General features: G+C 58.9%; 14 protein-coding genes. 7 read left to right on the top strand and 7 right to left on the bottom strand.

All coding sequences use genetic code 11. The features are described from left to right. Positions 1-218, bottom strand: a 218-nt coding sequence (locus DHN60_RS15320) for a transposase (protein WP_159089233.1), incomplete at its 3' end; no start/stop codon positions are given. A 125-nt stretch (positions 219-343) separates the two neighbouring features. On the opposite strand from DHN60_RS15320, the gene DHN60_RS15315 reads away from it, so the two are divergent. After that, positions 344-748: a hypothetical protein gene (locus tag DHN60_RS15315; protein ID WP_108838196.1), complete on the top strand. Its 405-nt coding sequence runs from the start codon at positions 344-346 to the stop codon at positions 746-748. Continuing rightward, positions 749-1,066, top strand: a complete 318-nt coding sequence (locus tag DHN60_RS15310; RefSeq protein ID WP_108838195.1) for an outer membrane protein — start codon at positions 749-751, stop codon at positions 1,064-1,066. A 372-nt stretch (positions 1,067-1,438) separates the two neighbouring features. On the opposite strand, the gene DHN60_RS15305 is transcribed toward DHN60_RS15310, so the two are convergent. After that, a complete protein-coding gene (locus DHN60_RS15305; RefSeq protein ID WP_108838194.1) occupies positions 1,439-2,971 on the bottom strand; it encodes a DUF2125 domain-containing protein in 1,533 nt (510 codons plus the stop codon). A gap of 133 nt (positions 2,972-3,104) precedes the next feature. Between DHN60_RS15305 and DHN60_RS15300 the strand changes: the two genes are divergently transcribed. Further along, a complete protein-coding gene (locus DHN60_RS15300) occupies positions 3,105-3,857 on the top strand; it encodes an SDR family oxidoreductase (RefSeq protein ID WP_108838193.1) in 753 nt (250 codons plus the stop codon). Further along, positions 3,854-4,477: an enoyl-CoA hydratase/isomerase family protein gene (locus DHN60_RS15295; protein ID WP_108838192.1), complete on the top strand. Its 624-nt coding sequence runs from the start codon at positions 3,854-3,856 to the stop codon at positions 4,475-4,477. Before DHN60_RS15300 ends, DHN60_RS15295 begins: the two co-directional genes overlap by 4 nt. Positions 4,478-4,692: 215 nt before the next feature. Here the strand turns inward: DHN60_RS15295 and DHN60_RS15290 are convergent, their stop codons facing one another. Beyond that, the gene (locus DHN60_RS15290) at positions 4,693-4,986 is read right to left on the bottom strand and encodes an HNH endonuclease (RefSeq protein WP_108838191.1); all 294 of its coding nucleotides are present in this window, start codon (positions 4,984-4,986) and stop codon (positions 4,693-4,695) included. 74 nt (positions 4,987-5,060) lie between these two features. Between DHN60_RS15290 and DHN60_RS15285 the strand changes: the two genes are divergently transcribed. Next, a complete protein-coding gene (locus DHN60_RS15285) occupies positions 5,061-6,392 on the top strand; it encodes a mechanosensitive ion channel family protein (RefSeq protein WP_108838190.1) in 1,332 nt (443 codons plus the stop codon). Further along, entirely contained in the window at positions 6,389-7,567 is a 1,179-nt protein-coding gene (locus DHN60_RS15280; RefSeq protein ID WP_108838189.1) for a TIGR03862 family flavoprotein, read from the top strand. The genes DHN60_RS15285 and DHN60_RS15280 overlap by 4 nt, the downstream gene beginning before the upstream one ends. 15 nt (positions 7,568-7,582) lie before the next feature. On the opposite strand, the gene DHN60_RS15275 is transcribed toward DHN60_RS15280, so the two are convergent. Continuing rightward, complete coding sequence (locus tag DHN60_RS15275; RefSeq protein ID WP_108838188.1) at positions 7,583-8,176, bottom strand: glutathione S-transferase family protein; 594 nt, start codon at positions 8,174-8,176, stop codon at positions 7,583-7,585. Between the two features lie 136 nt (positions 8,177-8,312). Between DHN60_RS15275 and DHN60_RS15270 the strand changes: the two genes are divergently transcribed. Continuing rightward, on the top strand, positions 8,313-8,744 hold the full coding sequence (locus DHN60_RS15270) for a GFA family protein (protein WP_108838187.1): 432 nt from the start codon (positions 8,313-8,315) through the stop codon (positions 8,742-8,744). A gap of 94 nt (positions 8,745-8,838) precedes the next feature. Here DHN60_RS15270 and holA read toward each other — a convergent pair whose 3' ends face one another. Genes holA through leuS form a run of 3 tightly spaced genes read right to left on the bottom strand, consistent with a single transcriptional unit; the run spans position 8,839 to position 12,838 of the window. Continuing rightward, positions 8,839-9,840, bottom strand: coding sequence for a DNA polymerase III subunit delta (gene holA, locus DHN60_RS15265; protein WP_108838186.1), 1,002 nt, complete (start codon positions 9,838-9,840; stop codon positions 8,839-8,841). Then, positions 9,837-10,301: an LPS assembly lipoprotein LptE gene (lptE, locus tag DHN60_RS15260; protein ID WP_108838185.1), complete on the bottom strand. Its 465-nt coding sequence runs from the start codon at positions 10,299-10,301 to the stop codon at positions 9,837-9,839. The genes holA and lptE overlap by 4 nt, the downstream gene beginning before the upstream one ends. After that, positions 10,301-12,838 (bottom strand): leucine--tRNA ligase, encoded by a 2,538-nt coding sequence (gene leuS / locus DHN60_RS15255; protein ID WP_108838184.1) that lies wholly within the window; start codon positions 12,836-12,838, stop codon positions 10,301-10,303. Before leuS ends, lptE begins: the two co-directional genes overlap by 1 nt. Between the last annotated feature and the right edge of the window lie 39 nt (positions 12,839-12,877).

Raw genomic sequence — 12,877 nt, 5'->3', positions numbered from 1 at the left:
GCTCTGCGCAACCGGTCATTCTCCTTCTGAAGACGTTTGAGCTCTTTCAGTTGGTCCGTCCCCATGCCTCCGTATTGCTTGCGCCAACGATAGAATGTCTGTTCGGTTATCTGCACCTGACGGATTGCATCGATGCGCGGCATTCCCTGACCGCACAATACCTCAACCTGCCGCAACTTCGTGACAATCTCTTCCGGCTTGTGACGTTTGATTCCCATGTTTGATCCTCCGTTTCCTAACTATAGGGGCGGACCGATTCAAAGGGGGAGGATCACAGTGTTCGCGTGCTCTCCCTCTTTCCAATTTTAGGAACTTTGGAAACGAACAGCACGAAAGCAATAACTTGGAAGGCAACAAAAAAGTGAAACTAAAAACAAAAACTCTATTGAGCGCAGCTATTGCTGCGACATCGATGATACCTGGCATGGCGGCGGCGCAGGATACTTACAACTGGACCGGATGGTCTGGTGGTATCAGCCTTTCAAGTATTTCGGGTGACGGAGCACAGGCTCCAGCTATTGCAACCCTTGGGGGAATACCTGACCAGAGCCCGGATGGCTTCGCGCTTGGCGGGCAGATCGCCTATGACAATCAGTTCAGCAACAATATGGTGCTTGGTGTGGTTGCTGACGTCAGCTTTGCCAATGCAGACGGTAGTGTGGCAGACGGAAACTTTCTAAGGCAGACCAGTGAAATAAACAGCCTCGGTGGTTTAAAGGCTCGTATCGGCTATGCATCTGGTAAATGAATGACGTACGCGACCCTTGGTTTGGGATTTGCCAATGTGGGTTACGGCCAATCATGCCCTGCAGGAGCAGGGTTCGGGACTTGCGCCACTTCAGGTGCGTACAGTGCGTCAGGAGACAGTTTCCAAACTGGCGTCTCGGCGGGCTTTGGTGTGAGATACGGGTATTCGGAGAAACTGATTTTGGGCCTCGATTACTCCTACACTGACTTGGGCGGAGATTTCTACAGCTTCCAGGTCCCCGGCAACGTTCTGCCGTCCACAAGGTATTTTGATACTGAGATTCAGGTGTTGAAATTCACCATGGACTGGCGGTTCTGATAGAGACAACGGTCGGGTTCCGGGTGCTATGAGACATCCGGGGCTCGACCTCTTCCTTCACCGGTTCGTTGGCTTGCCAGATCAGCCGCGTTGTTCGGGGAAAAGGCTCTCGGTGGAGGCCAAAAGCGACCAGAACAGGGTTTCGTCTTCGACATGTTTGTGACCAGCGCTGACGAGCACAAGCGCGCGGCCATGGATAGCCCAGGCCAACTACTTTGACAGTCCAGCAAGTAAGCCCGTCGTGGGGGAAGACAGTTTTGATCCCCCATGGCCGTACATCCCCTTGAGAGGATTATCGGTGGCCCAACTTGCAAAATCACCCTTTGTTTACGGGACGACGGGGCATTATCCGACAGCCCCGCTTAGACCGTATCAGCGGATGCGCTGCCCGTTGGCCAGAACATGGCCTTCTGGATTCACTTCGATGCGCGAATTCAGCGTATCGGGCGCGTCACCGGGAACCGCGAACAGTCCCATCATCATACGGGCGCCCATCGCCTGATCCTCGGGCACAAGGCCCATGCCGACAAGCTTGTCGAGAAGGCCGTTCCCACCCACAAGGTTCAGGTCGATTCCACCCAAGGGGCGGGGCATACCGTCAAAGGTCACCAGATCGCTGTTGTCGAAGGTAAAGGCGCCTTCGCCGGTCAGCTTGGCCCCGGCGGCTTCCAGTTCCAGTGCGTTCAACGTCAACGCATTCAATTCGCCAGGTGTGGCTCCGGTCTGTTCCAGAATTGCAGCTTGTGTCGGGTCAAGGAAGTTGAACAGGACCTTCGCCTGCCCGCTCAAATCCACCAGCAACGAGGCTGGGTCCCGCGGCAATTGGCCGGCGGGGTCAAACAGGCCCCAGATCATGTCCGACATTGTGAAATCGCTTAGCAGTACCTCAATGCCGAAATCCTGCGGATCCGAAGATTTTTGCAAAGGCATCATGAGGGACGTGCCAATCTTGGCTGCGGAAATGGATAGGGGCAGGGGGAATTCCGTGATCAGCATGTTGAAGTCGACATTGCGCTGTTGAACGCCGTAATTCAGGCCGCCCGTGTCCATCGCAATGCTGATCTCACCGCCTTCGGAGGTGCTGTTGGCCGTGCCACTGCCTTCGGGGCCATTAAAGGTCAGTTCATAATTGCCGCCGTTGGAGGTAAAGGTACCGTCAAAATCGAGGCCCGCACTCAGCATCGCGTTCATGTCCTGCGGGTCGCTGTCCAGCGGCAACACTCCGCTACCATCCATGGCGATACCCTGCATCGCGCCAACCAGCTTAAATTTGCCTTCGCCTGCGGGATCGGTAAAGGCCACGTCATAATTCACGCCGGCGACGCTCATGTCCTGTTTCAAAGTGCGCAAGTCACCCACGGTGGTTTGCACTGTGTAGGCAAGGTCAGACAACGCAAAATTGACCTTTGCGATGTCCTCGGGTACGCGCACGCCGTCTATCGTCAGGCCCGACATCGCCATGGCCGCGGCAGAGGCGCTGTATTCGTAAGTCAGATCACCGGGTTCGCCCGTTGCGTTCATCACCGGGTCTGTCTGATCAAAGTTGATACTGAAGGTCGCGGAGTCGCCTGCTTCTGGTGTCATGATCACGTCGACCGAAGTCTGGGCAGGCAATTCAATGGATACGGACCCATCCCCCTGCTCGACAAAGCGTAGGGCTTCCATGGCAATGCTCGCGGCGCCCTCGGCTTCGTCCTCTGCGAACTGAATCGACATGTTCAGGTCTGTGACCGTCAGTGTCCCGCCGCTGGTCGCTTCGTTGGCGCTGACTTGGTATCCGGCGCTGGTCATGTAAGCTTTCCAGTCCAACCACACATCGGCGCTGGTGAGGTCTGCAAGTGCGGCGGTGCCGGGCAAGCAGAGCGCCATCGCAGTGCTGCGGGTCAAGATGGAAAAACGAGCCATGATAGAATCCTTCAGGTCAGAATAGGGCTGTATCGTCCGGTAGCGCTGGTCGCGCGTCAAGGTCTTGTACTGGACCTCTACGTATCCGGGATTTACGACAGTGCAAGGTAGATCATACGGAAAGGTAGGCAAAATGCAGGACATGTCAGGACAAACAGTGCTGATCACAGGCGCAAGCCGTGGGATAGGCGCCGATACTGCCCGTACTTTTGCTGCGGCTGGGGCCAATGTGGCATTGGTGGCGCGGAGTGGCGATGCCATCACTGCCCTCGCAAATGAGATCGGCGCGCAGGCGATCGCAATTCCTTGTGATGTGAGCGATTACGACGCGGTTGCGGGAGCTGTGGATCAGACGGTTGCCAAGTTTGGCGGCCTTGATGTGCTGATCGGCAACGCAGGTGTGATCGAACCCATTTCGCATCTCGCCACCGCTGACCCTGCTGAGTGGGGCCAGGTGATCGACATCAATCTCAAAGGTATCTTTTACGGCATGCGCGCGGCTTTGCCCGTGATGCTCGCCGCAGGCAAAGGCACAATTCTTACCATCAGTTCGGGCGCGGCCCATGGCCCTGTCGAGGCGTGGTCACATTATTGCGCGTCCAAGGCTGCTGCGGCCATGCTCACGCGCTGTGTGGACAAGGAAAACGGGGCCGCAGGCATTCGTGCCATGGGCCTTAGCCCCGGGACAGTGGCCACCCAAATGCAGCGCGAAATCAAGGCAAGCGGGATCAACCCGGTCAGCCAGCTTGACTGGTCTGATCACATTCCGGCGGACTGGCCTGCGCGTGCGTTGTTGTGGATGTGTTCGGATGCAGCCGACGCATGGTTGGGGCAGGAGATTTCGCTACGTGACCCAGACATCCGTGCGGCGGTTGGTCTCGTATGATCCACTCGACGACGGATGGCAGGATCACAACCCTGAAACTGGATCGCCCCGACAAAGCCAACGCGCTGACCGAAGCGATGTTGCGGGATCTGATCGAGGCGGTGCGGGGTGCCAAAGACTCTGCCGCCCTGATCCTGACGGGCAAGGGCCGGGTGTTCAGTGCAGGCGCTGATCTTGAAGCAGCACGCGCAGGCCTTGCCACCTCGCCGCTTTGGGAGGAACTGTCCGGTGCCATCGCGGCCTATCCGGGCCTCAGCATCGCGGCACTGAACGGCACTGTGGCCGGTGGGGCGAATGGTATGGTTCTGGCCTGCGACCTGCGCATCGCCGTGCCGGGGGCAAAATTCTTCTATCCGGTGATGAAGCTTGGATTTCTGCCCCAGCCCAGTGATCCTGTGCGCATGACCGCACTGATTGGGGCGGCGCGCACCAAATTGATGCTGATGGCCGGGGAAAAGATCGACACGAACGACGCCTTTGCCTTTGGGCTGGTTGACCGGATCGTGCCGGCTGAGAACTTGATGGAACGGGCCCAGGCGCTTTGCGCAGACTGTGTTGCGGCCGATCCAAAGACCGCACGCGCGATCAAGGCCTTGTGTCAGCAGGAAACGCGCCGATAGAATTTCGGAGAATCGTCAATGCGCGCTAGGGTTGTGCACTCCATGGTGCGCGACAATTTCATCATTCAACCTGATCGTCCGGTGTGTGGACCCAAGCCTGCGTCATAGGTTCTGACTCGCCAAGAGCGGGTTTCTTTGCTTGTCCAAAGTGTACTGCCGGACGTGCGCGACGCTTTGGACACGCGCCCCGTTGCGCCGTCTTCCAAACGCAAGCTCTAGCGCGCCCGTCGCTTGCCGGGAATTTTCGAGGCAAACCCGGGCGGGCGCTTGGCCACCCACTTGGCGAATTTCGCAAGGCGTGGGTGGGCGCGCAGCGCTTCGGGCGTGTTGAACTCCCGGGCCAGTTCCGCTTCGCTTAGTGACGCATGCACTTCGCGGTGGCAAATGTGATGCATCAACACTGTTGGCCCGCCCTTACCCCCTTTTAGCTTTGGGATCAGGTGGTGCAGGCTGGAGGGTGCATCGTCCGGGATCGGACGGTCACACAGCGGGCAAATCGGGTCGGACATTCTGCGTGCTCCCTTGCACAACACGTCACGACCATGACAATTGACCTGCATTGTATTCAGGGCAAGGGTGACCAGTGGAATTTGATCTCGAAAGCCAGCCGGAGATTGTGCAAACAATCGCGGGCTATGCGGTTCAGGGTTACGAACTTGCGCTCAGCTGGTTGTTAAGCCCGGCGGCGTGGTCTCAGTTTGGGTTGCTGATCGTGGCTTACGTGGCCGCCGTTCTGGTCACGCGGCGGATGCGCCCGGCGCTTGCTCGGCTGCTCGATCCGGGCGCAAGCGACAGTATCATCGCCCAGTCTCGCCGTTTTGTGGCGCAGTTCCTGCCGCTTTTGCTTCCGCTGATGGCCTATGCGTTCACGGGCATTGGGGAAACTGTGGTGCGCTCGATCTTTGACAGTGGCGCGGTGATTGCCTTTGGCAAACGCGTTTTCTTGTTTCTGGCCGCGCGTGCCCTTGTGCGGGACATCATCAAGGATCCATTCCTGAAGCTGCTGGGGCGCGTTGTTCTGGTGCCCGTTGCGGCCATCTATGCGCTGGGACTGCTCGATACTGTTTCGGAGTTGTTGAGCGAAACAGTTGTCGGCTTGGGCAACATCCAGTTTTCCCTGATGAGCATCGTGCGCGGGCTGATTGCAGGATCTATCCTGTTCTGGCTGGGCCAGTGGTCAAACAAACAGTCCGCGACCCTGATCGAACAACAGGATCAGATGCGCCCGTCGATCCGGCAACTGTTGCTGAAGGCGGTCGAATTCTCGATTTTTGGCGTCGCCTTCCTGCTGCTGATGAACATCATGGGCGTCAATCTGTCTGCCCTTGCGGTGATCGGGGGCGCGATTGGTGTTGGGCTTGGTTTTGGCCTGCAAAAGATCGCGTCAAACTTCATCTCTGGTGTGATCCTGCTGATCGAGGGTCAGGCGACTGTAGGGGATTATGTGGAGCTGGACGGGGGAGAGGCGGGGATCATCGTTAAGATGACCGCGCGCGCTGCGATTCTTGAAACTTACGATGGCCGCTGGATTGTTGTCCCAAATGAGGATTTCATAACCACCCGTGTGGTGAACTACTCCGACTCCGGGTCAGCCAATCGCTACGAGGCACCGTTTTCGGTAAGCTATGACACAGACATCAACACGATTCCGGACATCATTGAAGCGGCTGTGGCCAAGCATCCCGAAGTGCTGAATGAACCCTACCCTCCTGATTGCGAGTTGCGTGGGTTTGGCGACAGCGGCATCGACTTTGCCGTCGAGTTCTGGGTGAATGGGGTCGATGACGGGCCGAACAAGTACACTTCGGACGTGCTGTTCCTGATCTGGAACGCGCTCAAGGACAACGACATCACCATCCCATATCCGCACCGCACGATCGAAGTGTCGGGCGAATTACGAACGCGCTCTGAATGAAACAGGTTGCTGTAATTGGCGCAGGCCCGGCTGGGCTGGCAGCCGCCGAGGTTATGGCCGCGGCAGGATTGGGCGTCACGGTTTACGAGGCCAAACCGTCGCTGGGCCGCAAATTTCTGATGGCGGGTAAGTCGGGTCTGAACCTGACCAACGCGGCCCCCATGGATCAGGTGATCGCGCAGTATCAGGAAGCGGCCCCGTGGCTGTCACCAGCCCTTGAGAGCTTTGACAATGAAGCCATCGCGGCATGGGCCAAAGATCTGGGTCAGGACATGTTCGTTGGTACAACCAACCGCGTCTTTCCGCGCGCCATGAAAGCCTCTCCGCTCTTGCGCGCATGGCTCGCCCGGCTGGATGGGATGGGCGTTGCGCGCCGTACACGCTGGCGTTGGACAGGATGGGAAGGCGAGGCTTTGACGTTTGACACCCCGGATGGACCTCAAGTTGTGCAGTGCGACGCTGTCGTTCTCGGGTTGGGCGGGGCCAGTTGGGCACGGTTGGGATCGGACGGCGCATGGGCGGATGTACTGGGCGCACAGGGCGTCGATCTTGCACCGTTTGCGCCGGCCAATGCAGGGCTATCGGTGGACTGGTCCGAACACATGTTCCGCCTGCTTGGCCAGCCTTTGAAAGGCGTGGCATGGCGGGCAGGAGATTTTCGTTCCAGAGGCGAGGCAGTGTTGTCGCGCCGGGGGCTGGAAGGCGGCGGCATCTACTCCGTCTCGCGTGGGGTGCGGGAGGGCGCGCCTCTTTATGTTGATTTGCTGCCGGACCTGAGCGTGGATGAGGTGGCGAACCGGCTTGCGCGGCCCCGAGGCAAAAACAGTTTTGCCAACCATCTGCGCAAGGTCTTGAAACTCGACCCATTGCGCATCGCGCTGGCGCAGGAATGGGGACGGCCATGGCCCGATGATCACAAGGCAGTCGCGCGGCGGCTGAAAAAGCTGGTCGTGCGTCACGACGGGGTGCGCCCAATGGACGAAGCGATTTCAACAGCCGGAGGCGTGCCTGCGGCGGCCCTTGATGCGCGTCTGATGCTAAACGCAAAACCCGGCGTGTTTTGTGCAGGCGAGATGCTGGACTGGGAGGCGCCAACCGGGGGCTATTTGCTGACGGCCTGCCTTGCGACAGGGCGTCATGCGGGGCAAGGCGTTGTGGACTGGCTGACCGGATAATCCCGGCCCTGCCGATTAGTGATCCTGTGCGGCACGGAACTGCGGGCGGGCACGCAGTCGCTTTGTATAGGCCTTGAGTGGTTCCGGAATTGCGGGGAATTGTGCCCCAAAAGCCCATTGAAAACAGTGGACCGCCAAAAGGTCGGGTAGGGTGATCTGATCACCCATGATGAACTCTCCTCCTGCCGCTTCCAACATCCCCGCAAAGGTGTCGGCATTGCGCGAGAACTCCTTGTGCAGCGTCGGCGTCAGGCCGGGCACGCGCAGTTTTTCTGGCAAGGCAAATGTGTGCTTGGTGTTGACCCAAAGCGCGGCATCTAACTCATCAATCAGCCACAGTGTCATGGCATCCTGTCGCGCGCGCGCAGGCGTGCCGGCAGGGGCGGTGAGGTCATTATGTTTGTCCGCCAGATAGGTCATGATCGCGACGCTGTCGGTCATGACCTCATCGCCATCGACCAAAGCGGGGATCTTACCCAGAGGATTGTATTGGCGCGCCTCATCCGAGCGGGGGCCAGCCGCGACAACCTCATAAGGTTGGCCCAGTTCTTCGAGCATCCACATGACGCGAAACGCGCGGCTTTTGACGGTTCCAATGACGCGGTACATGGCCTCTCCTGCTTTTGTTGAGTGGCAAGAATTGCAGTGGACCTAAGGGGGCGCAATGGCAAATGCACATGCTGCCAGAAAGTGGCAGTGGAGTTTTGGTACTATGAACAGGACGTAGCAACCGGAGAGCCATCACATGTCACACAGCGGAGCCTGCCTTTGCGGCGCAGTTTCATATGAGATCACATCCGAAGTGAAAGAAACCGGGGCCTGTCATTGCGCCATGTGCCGCAAGTGGTCAGGGGGCGTGTACCTGGCCGTGGCCGTGCCAAAGGATGGCATGAAGATCACCGGCAAAGACCAGATTGGCATCTATACCTCGTCGCCGTGGGCAGAGCGGGCATTTTGCAAGACTTGCGGCAGCAGTCTGTTTTATAGGGTGACCGCTGAGGGGCCTATGCACGGTGAGATGCATGTGGGATTTGGAACGCTGAGTGACGTATCCAACATCCCGTTCACGGGCGAGCTATACATCGACCTCAAGCCCGAGGCCTACAGCTTTGCCGGGGAAGGGCGCCACCAGATGACAGACGCCGAAGTGACTGCGATGTTTGCGGGCGGGGCGTGATGATGTGGGCGCCTTGTGGCGTCGCCATGTTTCTGGGGTATCTCCGTCCCTCGGACTCCCCCACCATACTTGGGTCAGAGAAGACCTGCGATTCTTAGCGTTGCGCGAGCATGGCCAGTCGGATGAACGTGCGTTCGACCAGCGCCAGCGCGGGGGCGTGTTGGCCTGCGGAGCGCAATTGCAGGTCTGTGTCGGTGAGCTCGGTGAGCGCCTGTTCCAGTTTGACCGGACCCCACTTGCGTGCCTGTGCCACCATTTTGTCCCGGTTCGGCCCCCAAATCTGTGGGCGCCCGGTGGTGTCAACGGCGGCGCGGTGCAGCGTTCGAAAATGGCGCATGGCCCCGATGCATAGTGTGACCGCGTTCACACCCTGTGCCGAAAGGCGTTGCATAACCGGACCGATTTCAGCGGCCTGTCCGTCACCCACCACCAGCAAAACGTCATCCACTGCCGCTTCGATCGACGCAGGGGCGCACGCGCTTATGTCGTCTGCACTCAGCGGATCAGAGACGCCCCGTTTGTAGAGCCCGATTTTCGTCAGAGTCTGGCGAAAGTCGCCCGGCTCCAGATCACGCGCGAGGGTCAGCAGCATCTGCATTGCCTCTTGCGGAGGTTGGTCAATACCGGCGGCCTTGAGGTCGCGTTCGATCTCGTCCCGTGTTGGGGGTGTATCGTAGATCCCGGCGGCATAGGCCTGCCCATGCGTCTCAAACGCCTTACGCATTTTTGAGGTGGGTTTGAGCGCACCGGCGGTCACGATGATCTGAGCATCGCCGGGATTCCAGGCGCCAAGCGCCTCGATCACGGTTGGCCCGACATTTTCGTTTGCGTCTTCGATCAAGGCCACGCGGGCACCCGGAAAAAAGCCCATGGCCTTGACTGCATCCAGTGCCAGCGCAGGTTCGCGGCGCAGGTCGGCCGCTGCAATCCGGGTCAGGCGCATTTCTTCTTCGCCCGCGGGGCCGATCAGGGCGGCGACAATTTGCTGGCGTTTGTGGGCGATGCGCATGGCGTCAGCACCGTAGATCAACACGCCAGCGGCGTCCTTGTCGGGGTTCGTGAAATAGGTGCCCGTTTGCGCAGACGTAAGTTTCACAGGTCGCTGCCTTGCAGTTGCAAAACGATCTGGTCAGCGAGGATGGTCATCAGTCTTTCCTGAGCGTCACGGCGCGCCGCCAAAGTTGCGACTGTGGTGCCAGTGGCGGAATAGCCGACAAAGTTTTCGACAGTGTCGGTTTGCACCACGACGTCTGTCCCCGCCTCAAGCAACGTGTATTCCGCTGTCCCGATCAGATGGAACCGCCGAATGTCGCCGTCCGGGTCAATGGCACGATTTTCTGCCCGCATGGCCAGATCGACGGCCAGACGGAAGGCTGGGTCGCTGGAACGGCCCAGCCGTTCTTCGAGCCTTTGGACCAGAAGGAACCCGGTGCGGTCGTCTGGTTTGTCGACCAGCACCCGGTTTTGCAGCACTGTGCCCGCCCCGTTCGGCCCGTAGACCGGAGTAAACCCGCAGGCACCCAGGGCAAGGATCACGAGGAAAGCAATGACACGCATCAGATCACCACGTTCACAATGCGGCCCGGCACCACGATCACCTTTTTGGGTGTACCGCCGGCCAGCGCCTTTTGCACCGGTTCGCTGGCAAGGCTCAGGGTTTCGACCTCTGCCTTGTCCATGTCTGCGGGCACAGTGATCTCGCCCCGGCGCTTGCCGTTGATCTGGATGGGGAGGGTGACAGTGTCAGAGACCAGCATCGCCTCATCCGCCACTGGCCAAGGCGCCGTCGCAATCAATCCTTCGCCGCCCTGATGGGCCCAGATGTCTTCGGACAGGTGCGGAGTCATTGGGGCCATCAACTGCGCGAGTGTCATAACTGCCTCGCGCTGTGCGGCGTACCCGGCCTTGGACTTTTGCAGAGTGGCGGTAAAGCCATAGAGCTTGGCAATGGCTGCGTTAAAGCCAAATGATTCTACACCCATGGTCACATCATGGATGGTCTTGTGCATGGCGCGCAGCAGGTCGTCGTCACCCGATCCGCTCGCATCTTTGTCCATCGCAGCAATGCGATCACAGATCGTCCAGACACGACCAAGGTGTTTGTAGGCAGCCTCGGCACCGCTCGCGGTCCACTCCACATCCCGTTCGGGTGGGGAGTCAGATAGAACAAACCAGCGCGCCGTATCCGCGCCGTAAGCAGCAATGATGCCCAGCGGGTCGACAACGTTTTTTTTGGACTTTGACATCTTGGCCGAAGGGATGATTTCCACCTCGGTCCCGTCGGCCAGTTTGCCGTCTGTCACATCTTCGGGCAGGTGGTAGACCGGCCGTCCTTTGGCATCGCGCGTCTGATAGATCTCGTGTGTGACCATGCCTTGGGTAAAGAGGGCGTCAAACGGTTCAATCGCGCTTTCGGGAAGGTGCCCGGTGATATGCATCGCTCGGGCAAAGAAGCGAGAATAGAGCAGGTGCAGAATCGCGTGTTCAATCCCGCCGATATACTGATCGACGTTCATCCAGTATGCTGCGTCTTCGGCCACCGTGGGTGTGTTTGCGCGGGGCGCGGTGAAGCGGGCAAAGTACCACGACGAATCAACGAATGTGTCCATCGTGTCGGTTTCGCGTTTCGCAGGCGCGCCGCAAGACGGGCAGGGCACATCGCGCCACGTTGGATGCCGATCCAGTGGGTTGCCGGGGATGTCAAAACTGACATCATCGGGGAGCACAACGGGCAGGTTCTCTTTCTTCTCAGGGACCACGCCACAGGCATCACAATGCACAACCGGGATCGGACAACCCCAATAACGCTGACGGCTCAGCCCCCAATCGCGCAGGCGATACTGGGTCTGGCCCTTGCCCAGATCATTTGCCTCGAACCAGTCAATGGTGGCGTCGATGGCCTCTTGGCTGGACACAGTCCCGGCCCCGGCGAAATGGTCGATGAAGGCGACCTTTTCGGTCTTGGCGGGGACAAGCGCCTCGGTCCCAACTTCTGTTTCATCGCCGGGCATGTAAAACGCATTGCGCACCGGCAGGTCATATTTTCGTGCAAAATCAAGGTCACGTTGATCATGCGCAGGGCATCCAAAGACAGCACCCGTGCCATAATCCATCAACACAAAGTTGCCGATCCAGACGGGCAGTTCGACATCCGCATAAACCGGGTGCTTGACCCGCAGGCCGGTATCAATGCCCTTTTTCTCGGCCTTTTCCATGGCCGCCTCGGTTGTATCCATCTTGCGACATTCGTCGATGAAGGCGGCAAGATCAGGATTGTCTGCCTCAAGCGCCTTGGCTACAGGGTGATCAGGGGACACGGCAATAAAAGAGGCACCGCGCATGGTGTCGGGGCGTGTGGAGTAACACAGAATAGTTCCAGCCCCGTCCGTGCGGACAAAGGGAATGTCGATGCCGCGCGACTCACCGATCCAGTTGTCCTGCATCAGGCGTACTTTGGCAGGCCAGTTTTCAAGGTCATCGAGGGCTGATTTCAGCTCACCCGCCATATCCGAGATTTTGAAGAACCACTGCGTCAGCTCGCGACGCTCGACCTCGGCGCCCGAGCGCCAGCCCTTGCCGTCAATCACCTGCTCGTTGGCAAGCACGGTCATGTCGACCGGGTCCCAGTTCACCTGCGCCTCTTTGCGGTAGACAAGACCAGCCTCAAGGAAGTCGAGGAACAGGGCCTGCTGCTGTCCGTAATATTCAGGGTCGCAGGTGGCAAATTCGCGTGACCAGTCGATGGACAAACCCAGCGGTTTCATCTGAGACCGCATGTCCGCGATGTTGTCGTAGGTCCACGTCTTGGGGTGGCCACCAATGGCCATGGCCGCATTTTCCGCAGGCATTCCAAAGGCATCCCAGCCCATTGGGTGCAGCACATTGTGACCTGTGGCCATCTTGTAGCGGGCAATCACGTCACCCATCGTGTAGTTGCGCACGTGACCCATGTGGATGCGACCGCTTGGATAGGGGAACATCTCAAGCACATAGTATTTGGGCTTGCCCGCGGTACGTTTGGCGCGGAACAGATCGGCTTCATCCCAGGCGGCCTGCCAGCGGGCTTCGATATCGGAAGGGGAGTAGGTGGGCATGGGGCTGGGGCGATCCTGGTCTTGAACATGAAAACAGCG

It is taken from the genome of Tateyamaria sp. Alg231-49 (assembly GCF_900143535.1).
Lineage (GTDB): Bacteria > Pseudomonadota > Alphaproteobacteria > Rhodobacterales > Rhodobacteraceae > Tateyamaria.
This window is presented reverse-complemented; position numbering and strand designations above follow the sequence as displayed.

Excerpts from the sequence above, each read along its gene's own strand:
- lptE (WP_108838185.1), bottom strand. The coding sequence starts at position 10,301 with ATGCGTGTCATTGCTTTCCTCGTGATCCTTGCCCTGGGTGCCTGCGGG.
- DHN60_RS15290 (WP_108838191.1), bottom strand. The coding sequence starts at position 4,986 with ATGTCCGACCCGATTTGCCCGCTGTGTGACCGTCCGATCCCGGACGAT.
- DHN60_RS15270 (WP_108838187.1), top strand. The coding sequence starts at position 8,313 with ATGTCACACAGCGGAGCCTGCCTTTGCGGCGCAGTTTCATATGAGATC.
- DHN60_RS15280 (WP_108838189.1), top strand. The coding sequence starts at position 6,389 with ATGAAACAGGTTGCTGTAATTGGCGCAGGCCCGGCTGGGCTGGCAGCC.
- DHN60_RS15310 (WP_108838195.1), top strand. The coding sequence starts at position 749 with ATGACGTACGCGACCCTTGGTTTGGGATTTGCCAATGTGGGTTACGGC.
- DHN60_RS15275 (WP_108838188.1), bottom strand. The coding sequence starts at position 8,176 with ATGTACCGCGTCATTGGAACCGTCAAAAGCCGCGCGTTTCGCGTCATG.
- DHN60_RS15305 (WP_108838194.1), bottom strand. The coding sequence starts at position 2,971 with ATGGCTCGTTTTTCCATCTTGACCCGCAGCACTGCGATGGCGCTCTGC.
- leuS (WP_108838184.1), bottom strand. The coding sequence starts at position 12,838 with ATGCCCACCTACTCCCCTTCCGATATCGAAGCCCGCTGGCAGGCCGCC.
- DHN60_RS15295 (WP_108838192.1), top strand. The coding sequence starts at position 3,854 with ATGATCCACTCGACGACGGATGGCAGGATCACAACCCTGAAACTGGAT.
- DHN60_RS15300 (WP_108838193.1), top strand. The coding sequence starts at position 3,105 with ATGCAGGACATGTCAGGACAAACAGTGCTGATCACAGGCGCAAGCCGT.